General features: G+C 42.4%; 20 protein-coding genes and 1 tRNA gene. 14 read left to right on the top strand and 7 right to left on the bottom strand.

Features of this window, described 5'->3' with window-relative positions:
• The first annotated feature begins 73 nt into the window (after positions 1 to 73).
• Positions 74 to 1,390, top strand: a complete 1,317-nt coding sequence (locus MU515_RS03605) for an Hpt domain-containing protein (RefSeq protein WP_260258984.1) — start codon at positions 74 to 76, stop codon at positions 1,388 to 1,390.
• A gap of 84 nt (positions 1,391 to 1,474) precedes the next feature.
• Here the strand turns inward: MU515_RS03605 and nhaC are convergent, their stop codons facing one another.
• Positions 1,475 to 2,905, bottom strand: a complete 1,431-nt coding sequence (gene nhaC / locus MU515_RS03600) for a Na+/H+ antiporter NhaC (protein ID WP_260258983.1) — start codon at positions 2,903 to 2,905, stop codon at positions 1,475 to 1,477.
• Positions 2,906 to 3,452: 547 nt separating this feature from the next.
• Here nhaC and asd point away from each other — a divergent pair.
• Positions 3,453 to 4,574 carry an aspartate-semialdehyde dehydrogenase gene (gene asd, locus MU515_RS03595; RefSeq protein ID WP_260258982.1) on the top strand — a complete coding sequence of 374 codons (1,122 nt, stop codon included), beginning with the start codon at positions 3,453 to 3,455 and terminating at the stop codon, positions 4,572 to 4,574.
• 118 nt (positions 4,575 to 4,692) lie between these two features.
• The gene (locus MU515_RS03590; RefSeq protein WP_260258981.1) at positions 4,693 to 5,217 is read left to right on the top strand and encodes a type II secretion system protein; all 525 of its coding nucleotides are present in this window, start codon (positions 4,693 to 4,695) and stop codon (positions 5,215 to 5,217) included.
• A 44-nt stretch (positions 5,218 to 5,261) separates the two neighbouring features.
• Here the strand turns inward: MU515_RS03590 and MU515_RS03585 are convergent, their stop codons facing one another.
• Together MU515_RS03585 and MU515_RS03580 are read right to left on the bottom strand one after the other, a co-directional pair.
• Positions 5,262 to 6,104 (bottom strand): ion transporter, encoded by an 843-nt coding sequence (locus MU515_RS03585; protein WP_260258980.1) that lies wholly within the window; start codon positions 6,102 to 6,104, stop codon positions 5,262 to 5,264.
• Between the two features lie 43 nt (positions 6,105 to 6,147).
• Positions 6,148 to 6,786, bottom strand: coding sequence for a YchE family NAAT transporter (locus MU515_RS03580; protein WP_260258979.1), 639 nt, complete (start codon positions 6,784 to 6,786; stop codon positions 6,148 to 6,150).
• Positions 6,787 to 7,437: 651 nt separating this feature from the next.
• Between MU515_RS03580 and adhE the strand changes: the two genes are divergently transcribed.
• Positions 7,438 to 10,119, top strand: coding sequence for a bifunctional acetaldehyde-CoA/alcohol dehydrogenase (adhE, locus tag MU515_RS03575; RefSeq protein WP_260258978.1), 2,682 nt, complete (start codon positions 7,438 to 7,440; stop codon positions 10,117 to 10,119).
• A 169-nt stretch (positions 10,120 to 10,288) separates the two neighbouring features.
• On the opposite strand, the gene minE is transcribed toward adhE, so the two are convergent.
• The 3 genes from minE to minC are packed head-to-tail and all read right to left on the bottom strand — an operon-like array spanning position 10,289 to position 12,052.
• On the bottom strand, positions 10,289 to 10,552 hold the full coding sequence (minE, locus tag MU515_RS03570; RefSeq protein WP_260258977.1) for a cell division topological specificity factor MinE: 264 nt from the start codon (positions 10,550 to 10,552) through the stop codon (positions 10,289 to 10,291).
• A 6-nt stretch (positions 10,553 to 10,558) separates the two neighbouring features.
• Positions 10,559 to 11,371, bottom strand: coding sequence for a septum site-determining protein MinD (gene minD, locus MU515_RS03565; protein ID WP_260258976.1), 813 nt, complete (start codon positions 11,369 to 11,371; stop codon positions 10,559 to 10,561).
• A gap of 18 nt (positions 11,372 to 11,389) precedes the next feature.
• Complete coding sequence (gene minC / locus MU515_RS03560; RefSeq protein WP_260258975.1) at positions 11,390 to 12,052, bottom strand: septum site-determining protein MinC; 663 nt, start codon at positions 12,050 to 12,052, stop codon at positions 11,390 to 11,392.
• 180 nt (positions 12,053 to 12,232) lie between these two features.
• On the opposite strand from minC, the gene MU515_RS03555 reads away from it, so the two are divergent.
• The 4 genes from MU515_RS03555 to MU515_RS03540 all read left to right on the top strand — a co-directional run bounded on the left by MU515_RS03555 (position 12,233) and on the right by MU515_RS03540 (position 15,929).
• Positions 12,233 to 12,511, top strand: a complete 279-nt coding sequence (locus tag MU515_RS03555) for a YcgL domain-containing protein (protein WP_260258974.1) — start codon at positions 12,233 to 12,235, stop codon at positions 12,509 to 12,511.
• A gap of 29 nt (positions 12,512 to 12,540) precedes the next feature.
• Positions 12,541 to 13,509 carry a lytic murein transglycosylase gene (locus tag MU515_RS03550; RefSeq protein ID WP_260258973.1) on the top strand — a complete coding sequence of 323 codons (969 nt, stop codon included), beginning with the start codon at positions 12,541 to 12,543 and terminating at the stop codon, positions 13,507 to 13,509.
• 57 nt (positions 13,510 to 13,566) lie between these two features.
• Positions 13,567 to 14,514 carry a LysR family transcriptional regulator gene (locus tag MU515_RS03545; protein WP_260258972.1) on the top strand — a complete coding sequence of 316 codons (948 nt, stop codon included), beginning with the start codon at positions 13,567 to 13,569 and terminating at the stop codon, positions 14,512 to 14,514.
• Positions 14,515 to 14,726: 212 nt separating this feature from the next.
• Entirely contained in the window at positions 14,727 to 15,929 is a 1,203-nt protein-coding gene (locus MU515_RS03540; protein WP_260258971.1) for a NupC/NupG family nucleoside CNT transporter, read from the top strand.
• 143 nt (positions 15,930 to 16,072) lie between these two features.
• Here the strand turns inward: MU515_RS03540 and folD are convergent, their stop codons facing one another.
• Entirely contained in the window at positions 16,073 to 16,933 is an 861-nt protein-coding gene (gene folD, locus MU515_RS03535; RefSeq protein ID WP_260258970.1) for a bifunctional methylenetetrahydrofolate dehydrogenase/methenyltetrahydrofolate cyclohydrolase FolD, read from the bottom strand.
• A gap of 204 nt (positions 16,934 to 17,137) precedes the next feature.
• On the opposite strand from folD, the gene MU515_RS03530 reads away from it, so the two are divergent.
• From MU515_RS03530 to MU515_RS03505, 6 genes are all read left to right on the top strand, one after another.
• A tRNA-Arg gene (locus MU515_RS03530) sits at positions 17,138 to 17,214 on the top strand.
• Between the two features lie 582 nt (positions 17,215 to 17,796).
• Positions 17,797 to 18,777: a helix-turn-helix transcriptional regulator gene (locus MU515_RS03525; RefSeq protein ID WP_151514592.1), complete on the top strand. Its 981-nt coding sequence runs from the start codon at positions 17,797 to 17,799 to the stop codon at positions 18,775 to 18,777.
• Positions 18,777 to 19,691 (top strand): ATP-binding protein, encoded by a 915-nt coding sequence (locus MU515_RS03520; RefSeq protein WP_151515126.1) that lies wholly within the window; start codon positions 18,777 to 18,779, stop codon positions 19,689 to 19,691. Before MU515_RS03525 ends, MU515_RS03520 begins: the two co-directional genes overlap by 1 nt.
• A complete protein-coding gene (locus MU515_RS03515; protein WP_260258969.1) occupies positions 19,691 to 20,971 on the top strand; it encodes a hypothetical protein in 1,281 nt (426 codons plus the stop codon). The genes MU515_RS03520 and MU515_RS03515 overlap by 1 nt, the downstream gene beginning before the upstream one ends.
• Positions 20,971 to 23,085: a coiled-coil domain-containing protein gene (locus tag MU515_RS03510; RefSeq protein WP_260258968.1), complete on the top strand. Its 2,115-nt coding sequence runs from the start codon at positions 20,971 to 20,973 to the stop codon at positions 23,083 to 23,085. The genes MU515_RS03515 and MU515_RS03510 overlap by 1 nt, the downstream gene beginning before the upstream one ends.
• Positions 23,082 to 23,837 (top strand): OmpA family protein, encoded by a 756-nt coding sequence (locus MU515_RS03505; protein WP_198556792.1) that lies wholly within the window; start codon positions 23,082 to 23,084, stop codon positions 23,835 to 23,837. Before MU515_RS03510 ends, MU515_RS03505 begins: the two co-directional genes overlap by 4 nt.
• The last annotated feature ends 40 nt before the right edge of the window (positions 23,838 to 23,877 follow it).

Below are 23,877 nucleotides of genomic sequence, written 5' to 3'. Positions count from 1 at the left end.
ATCATAAACTGTACAGTTTCGCTTTTGCATATATGCTTGTATTTAAGGGAATTTAAGCATTCGCGAGTACACAATGGATAAACTACAACTAAAAATTGGCTGGGTATTGGTGCTGGTATGGATGATCGGCATTACGGTTATCGTTACGAACTATCGCTCTACGTCAGTGATGATGGATAAGGTCGAGCAGTTAGATAGCAAGATAGACGCGCTACGCAGCCGGCTATTTTTTGATGCCCCATACAGGATTCACTTTGCTAACGAACAAAAGGCAGAGCTCGAAACCATCATTCAATTAAAAGGCGAATTAGAGCAGCAACAGGGCAATAGCTGGTTTGAGCCAGATGTTCAGCAATTGCTCTTTACGACCGATCGATTCATAGAGCATAGTCTTGCTTTTGTCGCAAATGAGTTGGCATTGATTGATTTAATCGACCAAATTCAAACCAGCCGCGAGCAATATACAGAGCAGCCACAAATGGCGTTGTTGTATTACCAACTAAGCGCTAACGTGTTCGAAGCCATGTTCTCCTCGCAAAGCTCTACTTCAACGGCTTATCGACAGCTGGATGCGCTTTATGCCGAGTCGGTCAATTTGCCGGAGGCCGATAAGCAGCGGTTGCAGTCTGTATTAGCCAAAACCTCGCTAGTGATGGGCGGCTACGCACAGGGTGCGTTTTTGGTCGGTAAGCTGATTGACCATACTGTGCACGACGAAGTAACCTCTGTAGAGGGGCAGTACCATCAACTACTAAAAACACACCTAATGATTGGCGCGCTATTCAGCGGAGGGTTGATGATTGCCGTGGTTTTACTTTGGCAGTCTTCTCAGCGTAGAGAAAATAGCAATGAGGCAAGTGAGCCACATGCCACTTCATCGACTGCAGTGGTTCCACCTGTAGCTGCTGTTTCCCCAGCGGCTGTCCAACTCTCAGAAAAGACTCATACTAATACCGTTCCTGTTATTGAAGAACCTGAGCCCGCAGCACCAGTAGAACAGCCGACATCTGCTGAACCACCAGTTAACGAAACGGAAGAAAACTCGGGCAGCGAAATAGACTTTGCCTCGATGCTTGACTCATTAGGTGATGATCGAGAATCAATGTGCATGTTACTTGAGGTGTTTATTGAAGATCATGGTAATGATGTCGAAGACATTGGTCGATTGCTAACAGATTCGCCAGATGAAGCGATGCGAAAAGCGCACAGTTTGAAAGGGGTCGGTGGCAATTTAGGCGCGATGAACTTGCGTGAAGCAGCAGGAAAAATAGAAACGGCCATCAATCAAGATGTCACTCAAGTGCCTATTTTACTGCAAGAGCTTGATTTATTGTTATCCAAAGCGTTACAAGAAGCGCAGCAGTTCTTGGATGAAGAGCAAGCGGCTTAGGTAACTGTATACCTGACAGACGTGTTTACCTCACAAACAAAAAGAGCGCCCAATAGGCGCTCTTTACGTATTCAGTTTTGGTAATTAAGTGGTTTGCTTTTCTAGCTCAACGCTTTCTTCCGCTGCGGTTGCCGTTGGTTCGCATTTATCGACAAACCAACCCATGTACGAGCTAATAATCGTCACGATGATACATACAAAGCTTAACCACATGAACGGTGCGTAAGATAGCGTTGCAACGCCAAGAATACTCGCCATGTAGATACCGTTATCACTCCAAGGCACCATACCTGATGTTAGTGTGCCACCAAACTCGGCGTTACGAGATAGGTTTTTACGTTGGTAACCTAAGCGGTCGTAGTTCTTCGCACAGATTTTTGGTGTAAGGATAAGTGACACGTACATTGCTGAGCCAAACACGTTACCCATGAATGCGGTACCAATAGTAGAGGTTGCTAGTGAACCTGCACTTTTCACGCGGCGCTCGAATAGTTTAGCGATAGTCTCAAGCACGCCAACTTTATCAAGTAGGCCACCAAAACCAAGACCGAACACGATAACCGCTACCGAACCAAGCATCGAAGACATGCCGCCGCGGTTAAGGATAGAGTCGATGAAATCTACGCCAGAAGAGATAGCAAATGGAGCCCACGCTGTATTGAACGCGGTTAGGAAGTCCACATCTTGAACCATTACTGCCCATACGATACCCAGTAGAGAGCCGAAGCTGATTACAGGGAAAGATGGCATACGCATCGCTAGTAGCGCCAGTACGATAACCACCGGAATAAAGGACATCGGTGTAATGTAGAACTGGTTGTCCATTGCTGCGATTACGCCTTGTACTTGAGACATGTCAACGTTGCCAGCGTAGTGGAAACCGAACAGTGTGAACAAAATACCTGTGATGATGTAGCTGATTAGCGCGATTGGTAGCATGCCTTTGATGTGCTCCATCACTTCTACGTTAGACATAGAAGAAGCAAGGATCACTGAGTCTGACAGTGGAGACATCTTATCGCCAAAGTAACAACCAGACAGAATCGCACCCGCGGTAATCGGAGCAGGAACGCCAAGGCCCTGACCAATACCCATCATTGCAATACCAGCAGTACCCGCCGCACCCCAAGATGTACCCGTCGCCAATGCGGTTAGAGAACAAATGATCATGGTAGCAAGAAGGAAAATAGAAGGGTGAATTGCTTTTAGACCATAGTAAATGATGGTTGGAACAATACCGCCAGAGATCCAAGTACCGACAAGCGCGCCGACAGCAAGAAGGATAAGTACCGCACCTAGGCCGTTAGAAATGCCATTTAGCGCTGCTTTTTCAAGTGCTTTGTATTGATGGCCTAAGCGTAAGCCAAGCACGATAATAATGAACCAGCCGATGTACAGGGCAAGTTGAATAGGTAAATCCAACTGGGCTGTAAACGAGAAAGCCAACAGTAGGAAGATACCAAGGGACACGATCACTTGAATCATGTTCGGTAAACGTGGGGTAAGTTGCGTCATAGCGAGCCTCTTATCTGCTTTAAACCGACCATCCACCTAACTCTGTTAGCGAGCTTTTACTAACTCTTTGACCCATATGGATATTGACGACGTTGGGGGCAAGGTCGACATGGGTAATAGTTTCAATAACTATGCGCAAAGAATTGCTTAGCAGCGAATGATACGAGAATTAACTCTTTTTGAGTATGCTGCGCACTTTACCTTAGCTAGTCTTTTATTTCGAGAAAATGTCATTTTGTTGTGATTTATTCGAGCTTATTGCTCATTTTGTGGTTAAAAATATCGCAATTGGTTAATGTGATGTGTTTTTTATGTTTTGTAACGTAGTTTTTATGTGTTACTGATGTTTTGTTCTCTTTTCGGATTATGGTTGTTTTGGTTTTTAAAATAACAACTGGCTTTTTTCTGTTCAAAATGGATTTTTTTCGCGGATTTTGGATAAAAGAGGTGAAAAGATGTAGCAAAGCATGATTTTTCGCTTGAGATTTTGCTGTGAAAATTGAAATATTGAGAAAACGAGTTTTAATTTTACACGGAGAGTACAACGATGAGAGTAGGTTTAGTTGGTTGGCGCGGTATGGTGGGTTCAGTCCTGATGCAGCGCATGGTTGAAGAGAAAGATTTCGACCTAATCGAACCAGTATTTTACAGCACGTCACAAATTGGTATCCCTGCACCAGTATTTGGTAATAAAGAGTCTGGTCTTCTTCAAGACGCATTTGATATTGAAAGCTTGAAGCAGTTGGATGCAGTTGTAACCTGTCAAGGTGGTGGCTACACAGAGAAGGTGTACCCAGCACTACGTCAAGCGGGTTGGAAAGGTTACTGGATTGATGCAGCTTCTACTCTACGTATGGAAAAAGACTCGATCATTACTCTTGACCCTGTGAACCTTAGCCAAATCCAACAAGGCATTCATGGCGGCACAAACACATTTGTGGGCGGTAACTGTACCGTAAGCCTAATGCTGATGGGTCTAGGTGGTCTGTTTGAAAAAGGCCTAGTTGAATGGACTAGCGCAATGACATACCAAGCCGCATCGGGTGCTGGTGCGCAAAACATGCGTGAGCTTATTTCACAGATGGGTGTCATTAACGATTCAGTAAGCTCTGAATTAGCTAACCCAGCAAGCTCTATTCTTGATATCGATAAAAAAGTCGCAGATACCATGCGCAGCGGCTCGTTCCCGACTGATAAGTTTGGTGTGCCGCTAGCAGGCTCACTGATCCCTTGGATTGATGTAAAACGTGAAAACGGCCAAAGCAAAGAAGAGTGGAAAGCGGGCGTTGAAGCAAACAAGATCCTTGGCTTCCAAGATGCACCAGTGCCAATTGATGGTACATGTGTACGTATCGGCGCAATGCGCAGCCACTCGCAAGCGCTTACTATCAAGTTGAAGCAAAACGTACCAATGGATGAGATTGAAGAGATCATCGCGACGCACAACGATTGGGTGAAAGTGATTCCAAACGATCGTGATATTACCGCGCAAGAACTGACTCCGGCAAAAGTGACTGGCACACTGTCAGTACCAGTAGGTCGTCTACGTAAGATGGCAATGGGTGATGACTTCCTAAATGCGTTTACTGTAGGTGACCAATTACTATGGGGTGCAGCGGAGCCACTACGCCGTACACTGCGTATTATTCTGGCTGAAAAACAGTCGTAATCGAAACGATTCATTGAATCAATATAAAGCGCCTTTTTGGCGCTTTTTTTATAAATCACTGACAGTCAGCTGACTTTTGGCCTTTACGGTGACCCCGTCTGTAATTTGGGGAAAAACAATGAAAGCAAAAAGTAGTGGCTTTACATTAATTGAGCTGATCGTCGTGATTGTTATTTTGGCTATTCTCGCGGTGGTCGCAATGCCAAAATTTATGAGTATCAGTAAAGAGGCGAATGTTGCCACACTAGAGGGGCTTGGCGGCGCGGTGCATGATGCTGTTGAACTGGCTCATGACAAAGCGATCATCGAAGGTAAACAGGATGAACCAAACTACTCAATGGATGGATATGGTACGTTGCAATTCGGTCATCCGGCGGTCAACAAACAAGGTCTTGTGCAGTTTATGAATTTTGACGGTGGCTACCATGACCTGACTAAAAAATGGGTATGGGCGGCGCACAACAACGGTGATGTGAATGACCCGGACTACTGGATTGCTACCCATTCAAATTATTTGAAAGATTTTAAAGGTACAGATTTTAATGCCGCCATCATGGCAACGGAATGTTACGTTCAGTACGTTGCGCCAATGCAAAAGGATGACGGCTACCAAGTGGTGACAATTACCGATGGTTGCCGATAGGTTTTACTGATAGCAAACAGGGTGTCCATCGACACCCTGTTTTTTTATTCCTCTTCGCGCACGATACGTTGATCGGGCTCGGCTAATTCACTCCCGCAATACTTACAATGCATCGCATCAGATTCATGCCCAGCTTTAGAACAGTTGGGGCATTTAACTAACTCGCGATGTGATTTCATCTCTTGGTTTAACTCAGCGGTGATAATGCCGGTGGGTACGGCCAAAATAGAATAACCAAGCAACATAGTTAATGAAGCCACCGCTTTGCCCAGTACCGTTTGTGGAACTAGGTCGCCATAACCGACAGTCGTGATGGTCACTATCGCCCAATAAATACTTTGTGGAATGCTGGTAAAGCCGTTCTCTGGCCCTTCTATCACATAGATGAGGGCGCCAAAAATCGTAACTAAGATAGCAACGGTATTAAAGAAGATGAAAATCTTTCGTTTTGCCATCAAAAGCGAGCGCAGCAAGATGTTGGAATCTTGCAAGTAACGTACTAGCTTCAAAACACGGAAAATACGCATTACACGCAGCAGGCGGATCACACCCATAAAGGCAACGGATGGGAAGAAGAAGGCCAAGTAGGTTGGCAATATTGCCAACAGGTCTATCACACCGTAAAAACTGGTGGCATAGGACTTAGGCTTAGGCGAGCAATAGAGCCGCAACAGATACTCGATGGTGAAAATTGCAGTGAAGCCATATTCAAAATAGCGAAGTTGCTGCGCCCATACCTGACTGACTGAAGGCAACGACTCCAAAACCAAGACCACCAAGGAAGCAAGGATCGCGACGATCAAACTAATATCAAACGCACGGCCGCCAGAGGTGTGAGTACCAAAAATTATGACGTAAAGGTGATGTTTTAAAGGTTGTCTAGACATGTTAGGGCTAAGTTAATCAACATTAGCCCTATATTATCAGAGATTACGCCAAACCTGGGAATAGGGCGCGTAAGCCGTTGGCAATAAATTCAATACCAAGCGCACCAAGAATCAAGCCCATGATACGCGTAATCACGTTGATACCTGTTTGCCCGAGGAAGCGAACAATCAACGGCGCAGAACGGAATAAAAGCCAAGTACACAAACAGAACACGATGATGGTGATCATAATACCCGCCGTGTCGAACATGGTTGGGTAGCGAGAACCATAAACAATGGTTGAACTGATTGCACCTGGGCCCGCCATTAGTGGCATTGCAAGTGGCACGACACCGATTTGTTCACGGCTTACGTATTCCGACTTCTCTTGTTTGTTCTGCTTATCTTCACCGAGCTTACCGCTCATCATCGAAAACGCGATGCTCAATAGCAATAGGCCGCCAGCCACTCGGAATGAATCGAGCGAGATGCTGAACATATCAAGCAGTAACTGACCCGCTAATAAAGAGACAACTAAAATGATGGCCACAGCAATATTGGCCGTTACAGCCGTCTTGTGCTTCTCTTCTAAGGTCATATGGCCAGTAAGAGAAACAAACACAGGCATGATACCGATAGGGTTCACTGCAGCCACTAAACCAAGGAAAAACTGCAGGAAAATAGCAAGCTCAAAAGTTTGCATAATGGCGACTCACATATTCACAGGGTGGAAAGTAATTGTAGGTATGAATTCGCGCCTAATGTAAGGCAAAACACCGAGCTGAACGAATGAAAAAAACTAACGTATAAAGGCCGTTATTGGTGAGAAAATCTTATTATTGATGAAATTGTAATCAGTCTGGAAGCAAATTGTTACCAAGCACTATGCGCTTACACTAAGTTGATTTTCACAAATGCTAACAATCGCACACTTTCAACAAATATTATGAGGGGTTATAGAGAGAAAATGCGATTCAGATATACTCTCAGTAGCACGTGAAACTGAGCAAACAAGAGCTGTTTTTGTTGAAAAATGAAACTTTTTTACAGTCTGTTGAAAGTTTTTTAGTTTTTGTAGTTTGTATGCTCTTTTTTTAAACACTGGTTTTTTCAGGGTTATGTTTTTAAAAATCAGCGAGTTAACTTTATATATCGCTACACTTTACCTCTAAGGTGGTAATTAATTTTTGAGAACTGATCTGAGTCAATTTTTTTCACACTCTGAAATATTATACTCAGCCCTGAAAGCAATTTACTAAGCGTGTTGTTAGTTAAATCACTAAAGAACGTGAATGTGAACAAGCAATGAACTTAATAAAAAGTTTTTAATATTGTTAATTTTAGGAGAATCCCTATGCCTGTAACTAATTTAGCTGAACTAGATGCTCTAGTAGCTCGCGTTAAAGCGGCTCAAGAAGAATTCGCTACGTTCTCTCAAGAGAAAGTAGATGCAATCTTCCGCGCAGCATCTCTAGCAGCTAACCACGCTCGTATCCCGCTAGCACAACAAGCGGTTGCTGAGTCTGGAATGGGTATTGTTGAAGATAAGGTAATCAAAAACCACTTCGCATCTGAGTTCATTTACAACAAATACAAAGATGAGAAAACTTGTGGTGTTCTTGAAGAAGACGAGAACCTAGGCACAATGACTATCGCAGAACCTGTAGGTATTATCTGTGGTATCGTTCCAACAACTAACCCAACGTCTACAGCGATCTTCAAATCTCTAATCTCTCTGAAGACTCGTAACGGCATCATCTTCTCGCCACACCCACGTGCGAAAAACTCTACTAACGATGCAGCTAAACTAGTTCTAGATGCAGCAGTAGCAGCTGGTGCTCCAAAAGACATCATCGGTTGGATTGACCAGCCATCTGTAGAGCTTTCTAACGCTCTTATGAAGCACGACGGTATCGCTCTTATCCTTGCAACTGGTGGTCCAGGCATGGTTAAAGCAGCTTACTCTTCTGGTAAGCCAGCAATCGGTGTAGGTGCAGGTAACGTTCCTGTAGTTATCGACGAAACTGCTGACATCAAACGTGCAGTAGCTTCTATCCTTATGTCTAAAACTTTCGATAACGGCGTAGTTTGTGCTTCTGAGCAAGCAGCAATCGTTGTTGACGAAGTATACGACGAAGTTAAAGAGCGTTTCGCTTCTCACAAAGCTCACGTTCTATCTAAAGCTGACGCAGATAAAGTACGTAAAGTACTTCTTATCGACGGCGCGCTAAACGCGAAAATCGTTGGTCAGCCAGCTCCAGCAATCGCTGAGCTAGCAGGCGTTAAAGTTCCAGCTGACACTAAAGTTCTTGTAGGTGAAGGTCTAGGTAAAGTTTCTTACGATGATGAGTTCGCTCACGAGAAACTATCTCCAACTCTAGGTCTATTCCGCGCTGACAACTTCGAAGACGCAGTTGCTCAAGCAGTAACAATGGTAGAGATCGGCGGTATCGGCCACACATCTGGTCTATACACAAACCAAGATACAAACGCAGACCGCATCCGTTACTTCGGTGACAAGCTAAAAACTGCACGTATCCTAATCAACATCCCTACTACTCACGGTGGTATCGGTGACCTGTACAACTTCAACGTTGCACCTTCTCTAACTCTAGGTTGTGGTTCATGGGGTGGTAACTCTATCTCTGAGAACGTAGGTCCTAAGCACCTAATCAACAAGAAAACTGTAGCGAAGCGAGCTGAAAACATGTTGTGGCACAAACTACCTAAGTCTATCTACTTCCGTCGTGGTAGCCTTCCAATTGCTCTTGGCGACCTAGAAGGTAAGAAACGCGCATTCCTAGTAACTGACCGTTTCCTATTCAACAACGGTTACGCAGATGACGTAGTACAACTTCTTAAAGCTCAAGGCATTGAAGTTCAAGTATTCTTCGACGTAGAAGCGGATCCAACTCTATCTGTAGTAGAGAAAGGCGCTGAAGCAATGAAGAGCTTCCAACCAGACGTAATCCTAGCGCTAGGTGGTGGTTCACCAATGGATGCAGCTAAGATCATGTGGGTTATGTACGAGCACCCAGAAACGCACTTCGCTGAACTAGCAATGCGCTTCATGGACATCCGTAAGCGTATCTACAAGTTCCCTAAAATGGGTAAGAAAGCTGAGCTTGTATGTATCACTACAACTTCAGGTACTGGTTCAGAAGTTACTCCATTCGCTGTTGTTACAGACGACAAGACTGGTGCTAAGTACCCACTAGCTGACTACGAAATCACGCCAAACATGGCTATCGTTGATGCTAACCTAGTAATGAACATGCCTAAGTCTCTAACAGCATTCGGTGGTTACGATGCAGTAACTCACGCTCTAGAAGCTTACGTATCAGTTCTTGCTAACGAATACTCAGATGGTCAAGCTCTACAAGCTCTTAAGATGCTTAAAGAGTACCTACCATCAAGCTACGCGAACGGTGCTAACGACCCAATCGCTCGTGAGAAAGTACACAACGCAGCAACTATCGCTGGTGTAGCATTTGCTAACGCATTCCTAGGTGTTTGTCACTCAATGGCTCACAAACTAGGTGCTGAGTTCCACCTACCACACGGTCTGGCGAACGCACTACTTATCTCTAACGTTGTACGTTACAACGCGAACGATAACCCAACTAAGCAAACTGCATTCTCTCAATACGACCGTCCACAAGCACGTCGTCGTTACGCTGAAGTTGCTGACCATCTAGGCCTAAGCCAAGCTGGTGACCGCACTGCACAGAAGATTGAGCGTCTACTAGCATGGTTGGAAGAGCTTAAGCAAGACCTAGACATCCCAGCTTCTATCCAAGCTGCAGGTGTTTCTGAAGCAGACTTCGTAGCTAAACTAGATGAGCTAGCAGTTGAAGCGTTCGATGACCAATGTACTGGTGCGAACCCACGCTACCCTCTAATCACTGAGCTAAAAGACGTTCTACTAGCTTCTTACCACGGTAAGCCATACGTTGAAGGTGAAACTTTCGAAGGCACTACTGTAATCAAGAAGAAAGCAGACCAGAAAGCTAAGAAAGCGAAAGCGAAAGCTTAATTAAGATTGAGTTATGAGATAGGTTTTCGCTAGCACGAAACCTAATCGGGAAAAAGCGAAGCCCCAGTCGAAAGACTGGGGCTTTTTTTATCTGTGTGTCTGCGGTTGTATGATCGACAGGCACAAAAAAGCCGATGTGATGACATCGGCTTTGCTTAAATAGTGTGGATTACTTTTCGTCTTCCGGTAGCTTAACGTTCAGCTCAAGTACTGAGATGTCGTCATCTTTGTGTTCAAACGACAAATCCACCATTGATGGGTCAATGGCCACATACTTACTGATCACTTTAAGAATGTCTTCTTTCAGTTGTGGTAAGTAAGAGGGCGCTGGGTCGCCTTGGCTGCGGCGTTCAGCGACGATAATTTGCAAACGTTCTTTGGCAAGGTTTGCGGATGTCTTCTTTTGCGGACGGAAAAACTCCAATAATGACATGCGGTATTAGCCTCCAAATAGTCGTTTGAAAATCCCTTTCTTCTGCTCGGTCAAGAAGCGGAAGTCAACTTGTTCACCCAATAGGCGTTGTACTGTGTCGTCGTAAGCCATACCTGCGTCAGTTTCGTTATCGAAAATCACCGGTACACCTTTGTTTGATGCATTAAGCACCGCTTGGCTTTCAGGAATCACACCCAGTAGAGAGATGTGTAGAATTTCTTCAACATCCTCAACGCTTAGCATTTCACCTTGTGTTACACGCGCTGGATTGTAGCGAGTAAGCAGTAGGTGCTGCTTCACTGGCTCTAGGCCTTCTTCTGCGCGGCGAGACTTAGAATCTAAAATACCAAGAATACGGTCAGAGTCACGCACTGAAGAGACTTCAGGGTTTGTGGTTACAATGGCTTCATCTGCAAAGTATAGCGCCATCAGTGCGCCTTGCTCGATACCCGCTGGCGAGTCACAGATAATGAAGTCGAAGCCCATTTCATCAAGCTCGTTCAAAATGCGGCTAACACCTTCTTTGGTTAGTGCGTCTTTGTCACGAGTTTGAGATGCAGGAAGGATGAACAGATTATCTGTACGCTTATCTTTGATCATCGCTTGGTTTAGTGTCGCTTCACCGTTAATTACGTTAACGAAATCGTACACAACGCGACGCTCGCAACCCATAATAAGGTCTAGGTTACGTAAGCCGATATCAAAATCGATCACAGCGGTTTTTTTGCCTTTTAGTGCTAAGCCAGACGCAATAGCAGCGCTAGAGGTAGTTTTACCTACGCCACCTTTACCTGACGTCACAACAATAATGCGTGCCATGGTGTTTTCCTTTTTATTTTAAATCGTTATCAGCTCGAACTGGAGAGAGTCTTCTTTCAAGCTAAATAGAACTTTTTGTTGCCAAAACTGCTCTGCGAACTGCTCAGTCAGCCAGTAGTGACCGGCAATAGACATCAGTTCGGCATTAAGCTTATTGCAAATGATGACGGCATCTTTATTACCGCTCGCACCTGCAATAGCACGGCCGCGCAGTGTGCCGTGAATGTGTATAGACCCATCGGCAATAACTTCAGCCCCTTCGCTCACGTGGCTAAGCACGACAAGATCGGCGTCTTTGGCGTAAACTTGTTGTCCAGAGCGCACCGGTGTGCGAATCACCTTAGTTGGCGCCATCTTAGCAGGCGCTTGTGCTGGTGATTTACTTGCCGACATAATGGCCAGTTCGGCTTCAGTGGCCATATTTTGGGTGCGTTTGTCCTTACATCCTGTCACACCAACAGGAACCATACCTGCCTCGCTAATCCCGTGTTTCAGCGCAGCAAAGTCGATATCGCCTTCTACCTTTGCAACGTTGACCACAACAGGTGCAGATGCAAAAAAAGTGGGAGCTTGGCCGACCTTTTCTTTAAGAAAATTGATTGTTTTTTCTACATTGTTGTCAGAAAGGTGTAAAACTGACAAAGTAAAGCTACTACCTTTCAAATCAGGGGTATGTGACATCTTTTACTTTGGACCTCGTTTTATTAACGCCGGAGTAGAAATGACGTTGCCTGAGAGTAGGGGTGTCATGTTATATTTCCCGCTTACTGTCAGCAAGTTATCTTGTTGTCAATTGAGTGTTTTGCTAGCAAATTTCGCAAAACAGATAAATTCTGAATATTAGATGGATTAAAGCATCCCATGTTGTGTGCAATTTACAAAAGTTCCAAAAAAGAAGGTGCATACCTATATCTGCCGAAAAAGGACGATTTTTCACAAGTTCCTGACCAATTAATGCAGATGTTTGGTAAACCTACTATGGTTATGGTGGTTAAATTAGACGGCCGTACCCTAGCGCAAGTGGACGTGGAAAAAGTGAAACAATCTTTGAATAGCGACGGATTTTTCTTGCAATTACCGCCGCCACCGAAGAACCTACTTGATGAATATAAAGAACAAAAATCACAGCGCGACTCATAAGCGTTGAACCGTTGCTCAAGGAGGGCAAATTGAAATCATTACTGTCAGTTGTTTTAGGCCTAACCATTACAAGTAGCGCGTGGGCGCAAGACAAAAGCTTTGAACAATACGTAGAAGGGCTGAAAACCCAAGCATTGAATCAGGGCATTTCACAAACTACCGTTGATAGCGCTTTTGCAGATGTGCAGCACAAGCCACGCGCGGTAAAAGCCGATCGTAACCAACCAGAGAAAAAGCTCACTTTGGATGAATACATCCCAAGAGCAGTACCTGATTGGAAAGTAAAACAGGCCAACGAACTTTACCAAAAGCATTACGATGAGCTTCAACGCATCGGTGAAGAGTTTGGTGTTCAACCGCGCTTTATCGTCGCCCTATGGGGTGTTGAGAGTAACTTTGGTAAGTTCATGGGTAATTACAGTGTCGTTGATGCACTTTCAACCATGGCTTATGACGGTCGTCGTGAAGACTTCTTCCGTAAAGAATTGATGTCAGCGTTGCAAATTCTAGAGCAAGGCCACATTGAAATGCCAAACTTTAAAGGCTCTTGGGCTGGCGCAATGGGTCAATGTCAGTTTATGCCTAGCTCGTTTATTAGCTACGCTGCTGATGGCAATGGCGATGGTCGCAAAGACATTTGGAACACCAAGGCTGATGTGTTTGCCTCTACAGCGAACTACCTAAGCCAAAAAGGTTGGGACGATACTTACACTTGGGGACGCCAAGTGACGCTGCCAAAAGGCTTTGATATGAGCTTAGAAGGGCGCGTAAAAGGTAAGCAGAAGATGTTAGCCGAGTGGAGTGAGCTTGGTATCACCCGCTACGATGGTCGCCCATTGCCTAAGTTAGATAACGATATTGAAGCTTGGTTAACCGCGCCTGATGAAGCGGGTGGCCGCGTGTACTTGGTATACAACAACTACAATGTATTGATGAAGTGGAATCGCTCTTACTACTTTGCATTGGCAGTCAGCCACTTAGCGGATAGAATTCGTTAAGCGAATCATTTCAGTATAAAGGGGCTCATTGAGCCCCTTTCACTTTTTGGAGAAACCGTGTTTTCAGAACGAGCTGCACAAATGGTGGTGTTTGCTGCCTTACTTAAACATAAAAACTTCACCTTAGCGGCGAAAAACCTCGGTGTTTCGGTTTCTCATGTCAGTAAACAACTCGCTCAGCTAGAGGCCGCATTAGGCGTTAAGCTTGTTCAGCGAACCACTCGTAGCTTTACCGCGACCGAAGCAGGGGAGCGTTTCTATTCACACTGCCAACAAATCGTACAAGTGATTGATGAAGCGCAAACGGAAATAGAAAGCCAACGAGATGAAGTCGAAGGCTTGGTCAAAATCGGTCTCTCGCAATCTTTTGGTACGTTGCACATCATCCCTGCCATTCAAGAGCTAAGGCAGCTATATCCTGATCTGCAAGTTGAGGTTCACCTATTTGATTACAAAGTGGATATGCTCAATGAAGGGCTGGATTTATGGATCACCAACAACGAACTGTTACCTGAGGGATATATTGCCCAGCGCTTGGCGGATTGTCAGTTTGTGGTTGCTGCATCACCTGAATATCTAATGCAAAACAGCGCGCCTTTACACCCTCACGACCTTTCTGAGCATAACTGCCTTATCTACCGCAGTTGGGAGCGTGATTACACTAATTGGGCATTTAGCAATAACGAGCAGCAATTGATGGTCAATGTATCAGGTAACTATTCGGTCGATTTGGCGGAAGCGGTGCGAGATGCTGCCGTCGCAGGGTGGGGTGTTGGTTACCTAGCGACTTATCTGATTGGCGATGAGTTTAAGAATGGCCAGCTAATTCAATTGCTTCCAGAGTGGAAAGCGAGCCAAAACATGCCGTTTTATGCGGTTTACCCAAGCCGTCATTACATGCCAAAGAAAACCTCAGCAGTGATTGAGTTCATCAAAGATAAAATCGGTTCACCATGCTATTGGGATAGCAGACTTACTCCTTATGTAAGTCGGCTAAAAAGTTAGAGTACTTTTTCCAAATTCAGAAACATATTTTCCATTTGGAAATAATAGCAAAAACCAAACGTTTAACTCTTTATAAAATAACCACTTAGGATTTTGCGTTTTCAGGCCACTCTATTTGCTACAACTTCGCAACAAGTGTGACTTGCATCTCATTTTTGCCGCTATATCATCCGACGCCTTTCCCGTTCCCCCTTTTTGTCGGATTCATTTTTATGAACTCAATCTTTGGTATTGTGGCGATCTTGCTTACTGCTTGGTTACTATCCACAAATAGAAAAAATATAAATTTTAAAACCGTTTCCCTCGCGTTTGCTCTGCAAATCATCTTTGCACTATTGGTGCTTTATGTTCCGGCAGGTAAAGAAGCACTTAACAATGTCACTGGTGCGGTATCAAACCTAATCAACTACGGCCAAGAAGGTATCGCCTTCCTATTTGGTGGCCTAGCGACAGGTGGGTTTACTTTCGCAATCAACGTACTGGGTATCATCGTTTTCTTCTCAGCGCTGATTTCAGGTCTTTACCACATCGGTTTGATGCCAAAGGTGATTAACCTAATTGGTGGTGGCCTTCAGAAGCTGCTAGGCATTGGTCGCGCTGAGTCACTATCAGCAACGGCAAACATTTTTGTTGGCATGATTGAAGCGCCTCTTGTGGTTAAGCCGTACCTTAAGCACATGACAGACTCTCAGTTTTTCGCGGTAATGACGGGTGGCCTTGCCTCTGTTGCTGGTGGTACGTTGGTGGGTTACGCATCACTTGGCGTTGATCTTAACTACCTAATTGCAGCGGCCTTTATGTCTGCGCCTGCTGGTCTGCTAATGGCAAAAATCATGGTGCCAGAAAGCGGTTCAACAACTGCACCAGAGATCGACATGAATGATGTTGAAATGCCAAAAGCAACCAACGTGGTTGAAGCGATGGCGGATGGTGCAATGTCTGGTCTACGTATCGCAGTAGCGGTAGGTGCAACGCTACTTGCGTTTGTCAGTGTGATCGCTCTTCTAAATGGCATGCTAGGCTGGATGGGCGGCTTGTTCGGTATTGAACTAAGCTTTGAGCTGATCCTTGGTTACCTATTTGCACCAGTAGCATGGTTACTTGGCGTGCCGTGGAGCGAAGCGACTGTTGCGGGCTCGCTGATTGGTAACAAGATTGTTGTAAACGAATTCGTTGCTTTCATTCAGCTAATGGAAGCAAAAGAGATGCTAAGTGAGCACTCACAAGCGATCGTGACATTTGCACTATGTGGCTTTGCTAACATCTCAACAATGGCGATGCTGATTGGTGGCCTAGGTAGTTTGGTACCAGAGAAGCGTCCGTTTATTTCTAAATTTGGCTTCCGCGCAATTGCGGCGGGTGTAATGGCCAACTTAATGAGTGCGTCGATTGCTGGCGTGATCATGTCACTATAATCAAAAATAAACTCAAGCTGGCGTAAGGCTCAATCACTTCTGGACAAAGTCGAGCTTTACGCATTGAGAACCATTAAGTAAAGGGGGGATGACGATGGTCATCCCCCCTTTGTTTATCTTGCGATAAAACCACTTACTGCGAGTTACTTTTTAGTATGGAACTGCTCACACGCTAGCATGGTGTTTTCAATTAGGCTGGCTACTGTCATTGGGCCAACACCACCAGGTACAGGGGTAATAAAGCTCGCGTTGTCTTTCGCTTTATCGTATTCCACATCACCAACGAGTTTACCTGACTCTAAACGGTTGATACCTACATCAACCACAACCGCGCCTTTTTTAATCCACTCACCTGGAATAAAGTTAGGTTTGCCTACTGCCACAACCACTAAATCTGCTTGGCGAACATGGCCTTCTAAATCTTTAGTGAAGCGGTGACATGTAGTGGTAGTACAACCGGCTAAAAGCAGCTCTAATGTCATTGGACGGCCAACAATGTTGGATGCTCCAACGACAACCGCGTGCATGCCACGTAGGTCAATGTTGTAACGATCAAGCAAAGTAATGATGCCTTTTGGCGTACAAGAACGTAGCTTAGGAATGCGCTGAGCAAGGCGTCCAACATTGTAAGGGTGGAAGCCATCGACGTCTTTTTCAGGGTGAATGCGCTCTAAAACTGAGGTCGCGTCAATGCCCGCAGGTAGCGGCAACTGCACTAAAATACCGTCAATTTCATCGTCGTTGTTTAGCTCATCGATGAGTGCTAATAATTCTGCTTCGTTTGTTGAGGCTGGCAAGTCGAAAGACTTAGATACGAAACCCACTTCTTCACATGCGCGGCGTTTACTGCCTACATACACTTGTGATGCTGGGTCTTCACCCACTAGAACTACTGCAAGGCCAGGAGCTCGTAGACCCGCTTCTACGCGTGCTTTTACGCGTGCAGCGACTTCAGATCGCACGGTTTGAGAGATGAGTTTTCCATCAATGTTTTGAGCAGTCATAGCTTTCCTTTTGAAAAAGAGCTGAGTATTTATTTGTTGCGCATTGTCGCAAAAAAATCGGATAAACTCCATACGCAAACGTTTGCTTTGGGGTAAATTTAAACACATTCACTCGTCATGCCCTTTTTTTAAGCATTCAGATCAGAATGTTAGTAAAAGCCCTTGTGTTGAGCGCTCTAACTCGTATAATCCTTTCCCTGTAGCGCGCCCTTAGCTCAGCTGGATAGAGCACGTCCCTTCTAAGGATGTGGTCATTGGTTCGAATCCAATAGGGCGTGCCATTATTTACGGGGCGTAGCAGGTTAGTATTTGCTACGCCCTTTTTCATTTCTGGCGTTTGTAGTCGGCTAAATAGTCGGGTAAGCGTGTAGCTCAATGTAATCACTTGTAATTAATACGCTCAAGCAAAAGTGATTTTCCTCCTATAGATATACTTCAGTATTCTGGTAGAACGTACTTTTCCCGCCCTCTATTTATATACCTACAAGCCCAATCGTAGATCTATCAAAGCAGATAGCTTTGATTTCTCTAGCAATGCCCATATCTGAAGCTTTCTGTAAACTCGGAATACATTTCACTGCGCCACACTATTTAAAAAAGGTCTAGAACCCATTTACCTGCGACACAACATGTCACATATCACGTTATATTAACTTGGTTTGATAACTAACTTGCAAAAACCTTGAAAATATCGGTATCGTTGATATTCAGTAAGAAGCATAAATCGTGATAGATGTCCCACCATATTTTTTCATTTGCTTGAGCTGTAAGCATGAGTTTGTGAAAAAGCATAAGTTGGTTTTCTTTTGCCCTAAGTGCCGTTCTACTCAAGTAGTGAGTAACTTCAAAATAGTTAAGTAACCATGGCGAAAAAATCCAGCACACAAGAATCGTTAGCTTTGGCGTTTGAAATCCTGAAGCGCATACCGAAGTCCCACCAAGTCACCGCGAAGGAGTTGCATCAGCAACTACAGCATATTGGTATTGAGCGAGACCTAAGAACAATTCAACGTAACCTTGAAATGCTATGTGATCATTTTGATATCCTCCGAGATGAACGCAGTAAGCCTTATGGTTATCGTTGGAACAAAAGCAGTGAAGGCATAGCGTTACCTAAATTGTCTGCACAAGAAGCGCTGTTGCTCAGTCTAGCTGAAGAGTATTTGGTGAAGCTTTTGCCTGTGAATATCACTGCTTCACTTGATGGTTTCTTTAAAGAGGCTAAACATAAGCTCAACCCCACTGGTGATTGCTCAAAAGAACGGGAGTGGCTAAAGAAAGTGAGAGTAGTCAGTGAAACGCAACCCCTTCTACCACCCACAATATCAACCGAAGTATTCAAGGTGATAAGTGAAGCCCTTTTTCATGATCGTTTATTAAACCTTGAATATTACAACGCTAAACAAGAGCAGAAATCTGCTTTGGTGATGCCTTTAGGCTTGGCACAGCAAGGTCAGCGAATGTACTTAATATGCAGGTTTGATGGCTATGACAATGAACGAACTATTGCAGTACATCGTGTACGTAAGGCGATAGTGTCTTCTTTTGGTTTTGAGCGCCCGAAAGAATTTAAGTTAAGTCAGTATGATGCTGAAGGTCGTTTTAGTATTGGTGAGGGTGAAAGAATCGACCTTAGTTTCACAATTTCAAAGGATTTAGAATATTATTTCAAAGAAACACCACTGTCACATAATCAAATATTAACAGAAAATAGTGAAAGTATCAGAGTTCACGCATCAGTTGTTAGAACCAAATACTTAGATCAGTGGTTGAAAGGGTTTGGTGATAAAGTTTGGGATGTGGAAATACATTGTTGTGAATATGAAAAGAGTAATATTAATTGATGAAAGAAAGTAATAAACTATCTATATTGCCAGAAAGACCAAAATATAATATTGATGAACATTTGATTTTATCAAAAAATACATATTTATCATTGCAGGAGTGCATTGCTAAGTTGAAATTTCACAAGAAAATATATGAAGAGTGGGATTTTAAGTCAGTAGATCCAAATGGTTCATCATTAATAATTAATTTTTATGGGGAACCAGGAACAGGAAAAACATTAGCAGCTGAATCTTTTGCAGGGACATTGGGTAGACCTATTATTAAAATTGGTATCGCTGATATCGAAAGTAAATATATGGGTGACAGTGCTAAAAACATTCAATCAGTGTTTGAGTTAGCAAATGAAGAGCAAGCAGTATTATTTTTTGATGAAGCTGACACCATGCTCGGTAAACGATTATCGAATGTTACTCAAGGTACAGATAATGAGGTGAACTCCGTTAGAACTACCTTACTTATTGAATTAGAAAAGTTTGATGGAATAGTGATATTTGCAACAAATTTCATTAAGAACTATGACTCTGCATTTATCAGTAGAATCGGTTATCAGATTGAGTTTGAACTCCCTGATTTTGGAGCTAGAAAGTTGCTTTGGAATAAATTTTTAGTTCCAAAAATCCCTTTGGATGGAGTTAGAGAGAACATAATTGAAGAGCTTGCGAGCAATAGTGAAAATTTCTCTGGTCGGGACATCAGAAAGTGTTTACGTATTTCTTTACCTAAAGTTTTCCAAAGACAAGATAGTGAATTTAAAATTAATAGAGATATTTTAATGGCATCTTTATTTGAAGTGAAAAGTGCGAAAAACCTACAAGAGGTTAGACGTAGAAAAGTAAATGATGACAGCTCGATTGATAAAGCGGTGTCAATTTTAGGTATTAAACAAGATAAAAACGAGGAGACTAAGTGATGGGGTGGTTTAGCAGTTTTTGTAGTGGAGTAAGCCGTGCGGTTAGCTCAACTGTTAGTGCGGTAAAGTCTGGTGTGTCTAAAGCATGGGAAGCTACTAAATCAGTAGCGACTAAAGCTGTAAGTTGGATGGCAGAAAAAGCTGAAACGGTTGTAAATTCAGCAAAAAAGGTTTGGAAAACAGTCAAACCATACATACCAGTAGTACGAAGTGTTTTAAAAAAAGCTGCTGAATCGGCTCCTTGGCCTTGGTTAAAAGGTGGGTTGAACTTACTTGAGAAAGGCTTGCTTTTTATCGAAAATTTTGAAAATACAAAACTTGGCAAGAGAATAAGTAAAGCTATTGATCAAGTTATAAAATTCGCAAAAGATCTTCATAAAAACTTCTTTAATGACCAAGAATTAAAAGAAGCGAAAGAACGAGAAGACCTATTTAAAGAGGCTGAAGCTGCCGCACAAGGAAACTCCGAGGCAGAAAAAACCATAGCACTTGCAAAAATGTTAAATGCTTACGGAATTGTCAATCGAGAAGTTCATGACCTTTTAATTGAGAAAAGTGAACTACTTAGCTTTGAACATTATTTAAGGCTTCGTGCAACTCAAAAATTGTTACTTGAAATTGAAGATACGCTCAGAACAAGTCAAAGAATCGAAAACATTACGGAAGATGATATTTTCTTGATTGAAATCGCTAACGAGTTTTTATCAGAAACCCCTACACTGAGTGAACAGCAGGGGATAAAACTTGACGAGATTATTTATCAAAGAAAGAAAAAACGCCTGCTGCCATTTGTTTTTGAAGAAATGATAGCTGCTTGGTATAAAACGATTGAAGAGCTTGAAACTGATTGGAAAGAAAAGTCTAAAGAAGTTAGCAAGTTAAAAATTGAGCTTAAGCGATTGACAAACCAAAAAATAATTAGCGAGTTAGACCAACAAGAAATGACTCGTTTGAAAGAGCTTCAGGCTTTAGTACCAAATGAAGTTTCACGAGTAGATTTATTGGCAAAACGAAAAAGAGAGAGAGCGAGCTATGTTTATGCTGCTGAAGGGTTAATGCAGACCATAGAGAAGTCAGTTGAGGAGCTAGAAGCGGAGGAGCTAGAATTCTTAGTTGAAGATAGTGCTGAAATTGGCAAGCTACTTATTGATTGCTTGCAACATGGCGTTCAATGGGAAGAGCTAGAACAAGAACAAAAAGATATGATTCTTGATTATGCAAACATTTTTGAAGAAGCATGCAAAGAGCGAACCCAGAGTTTGCTTAAGGTAACAGCATAATGAATTTTTTAGAGTTTTTTATCCCAGATTTTAGTGAACCATTGCAAAAATTTTTTTCGTTTGGAATATTCGGCCTCCTTTTAATTACGGTTACATTGTTATTTATAAATGCTAAATCAAAAAATTGGGAAAAGAATTGGAACGGTAATCTAAGTTCTGATGACTCTTTATTAGGTTCAGAGCAGGGAACAATTTATGATATAAGTGAAGCTGTAGCTACTAAGTCTGAAAAAATATCGGAATCTATGCCAAGTTTTTTATTAATGATTGGATTGTTAGGTACATTTCTTGGTCTCGGTATCGCACTGAATGATGCTTCAGAAATCATTGGTGGTAAAGGTGGTTTATCTGGTCAAAATTACGATGATATTATGACCAAACTTAATGGCATGATGACTGGCTTAGGGACGAAGTTTAAAGCTTCTATCTGGGGCATTTCAGGCTTTATCATATTAAGAGTAATCAATGGGGCTTCTCAAGTAGATAAGAAGCGCCTTGATTGGTGTGCTGCAAAGATTAAAGAAGACAATGCAATTAAAAATAATTTGCGAAGTAAACACGAATCTCTACGCTTAGACCAAACGATTACAGCATCTGAAAAACTAGGTGATAACATTAATTCCGTCTTACTTGATGGTTTTGAAAAACAGGCTTTGGTTATGAAGCAAAACCTTGAAGTTATTGAAAAAATGCACCTACAAAATATAGAGCTAGGTTCAGAGTTCAAGCAATTGAGCGCTTTATTATCTAATGTTTTTAGTAACCTTAGCCATTTAAATGAAAAATTAGTTCAAGAGTCTGAAACTAACAATGAAAAATTAGATGATCTTGTATCAGGTTTATTCGAATTTAAATCTGAATGTTTAGATATGCAAAAGCAGAATGCTATAACTAGCCATAAAGTTGTTTCTGAGATTGTAAACCTAGAGAAAAGTTTAGTTACAAATGGCAAAGAGCACGTAGATTCTGTTAATCAAGGCTTCCAAGATATTTCACAGTGCTTATCAGGTATAGGAGTTGCCTCCCGAGAATCTTCAGAAAAAATAGTAGTCCAACTTAAGGGTTCTAGTGAAAAAACAGAAGCAAATCTACAAAAAATTAGCAAAGACTTTGAACGAGTAGCTTCAGCAACACAAGAAAGTTCAAAACAGATGAAAGAGTTCTCTCAATCAACTAAATCGAGTTTAACGACTTTAGGTGTTTCTAGTGAACGAATGGAAAAAGCTTCTGTTGGAATACAACAAGGTGCTAGCAAATTATCATCTGCTGTAGGTAATTTTGAAAATAATATCCGTAAGGTTATGAATAAAGTGTCTACCGATCTCGATGGAACAATCTCAAACATGAGTAATACTTTTACGGACTCGATGTCTACTATGGCGCAAGATATGAGTAGTTCAACACATGAGATTTCTAACGCTGTAAAAAGTAATGCTAAAAGTGTTGAGGCCACAATGGCGACAGTCAAATCCTCAATCAGTGACTCATTGAAGATTCAACAAAAATCCAGCGCTGAGTTCCAGTTATCAAGCCAAACATTGAATGAAACTATGGAAGAAGTAACAGCATTAGTTACCGACTTGAAAGAAAGCATTCAAAGTGGACTTAGTGCTGTGTCGAGAAGTGGTAAAGAGGTTAAATCTCTAAATCAAGCATATAAATCAATAAGCTCAACGGTTACTGAATCCTATGAACAAAATAAGTTGCTATTGTCAGAATTAAATGCGATTTGTTCTGAAATCAAAAGAAACAATGATACTAGTAATGTTCTAAAGTCATCTCTAGAAAATGGTCAGAAGCAATCCCTTGAAAAAATTTCAGTTCTAATTGGTTTGTTGAGAGATAGTAATGAAAATAAATCTGAACTGAATGAAATTAAGGAATTAAGAAAATCTGTTAGTGATTATTACAAAATGGCAAATGAAGAACGTAGATTACAACCAACCAAAATTAAAGAGGCTCTTTCATCGATCAACTCTCTAGAAAAAATATCCAACGATCTTGTATTAAATAATAGAGAGTTAAGGGGGATGAGTGATTCTTTACAATCTATATCCTTAAACATCGAAGAGTTATCGACAAAAAATATTAGAAATGATGTTGTACCAGCATGAAAGATAAGCCAAATGAATGGGTAGCAATTTCTGACTTGATGTCTGGCGTTATGGCTGTAGTTATGCTGTTTTTCATAGTTTCTTCAATAAAAGCGGCTATCGATAAAACGGTCATGAATCGTGAGATCAGTGATTTAAAAAGTCAAATCGAAGAGCAAGTAAAGACCGAGAATAGATTAAAGTCGTTAATTTCTGAAAACATGGAACAACTTCATGAATTTGACATTCTCGATAAAGCAGCCAAGTTAAGTGCTGAGCAAGAAAGAAAGCTCGATGAAATGCTTTATGAGCTAAAGGGAACCATTATCTCTAAAGATTCTAGACGATTTTTGAACTTTGACGTTGAAGAATCCAAGATAACTCTGAAAGATGGGGTCTTTTCAAGCGGAAGCGCATGTATTAACAGAAAAGCAAGTAATATTTTGCCTGAGTTAAATAAGGCTATAGAAGTTTTTTTTGTTAAATTCCCTTCTGGAAGGGTATATATTGAGGGGCATACGGATAATCAGCCTGTTAAGAATCCAGTTCTCGATATAGATAAGTTTTGCACTGTTTATGATGATAATTATACTTTGTCCGCTGCACGAGCTAGGGAAGCGAGAAAGTTATTGTTGAGTGGTAGTGACAACGATAATGAGAATAGAATTGTAGTTGCTGGCTTTGGTTCATCAACACCGATTGATGTGTTAAATCCATCAAGTTCAAAAAATAGGCGAGTTGAGGTGAGATTCATTTTAGACAATGTAAATTAATCAACTCTTACACAATAACATTTAATAGCCTCCTCAAGGA

Source organism: Vibrio intestinalis (assembly GCF_025195085.2).
Lineage (GTDB): Bacteria > Pseudomonadota > Gammaproteobacteria > Enterobacterales > Vibrionaceae > Vibrio > Vibrio intestinalis.
This window is presented reverse-complemented; position numbering and strand designations above follow the sequence as displayed.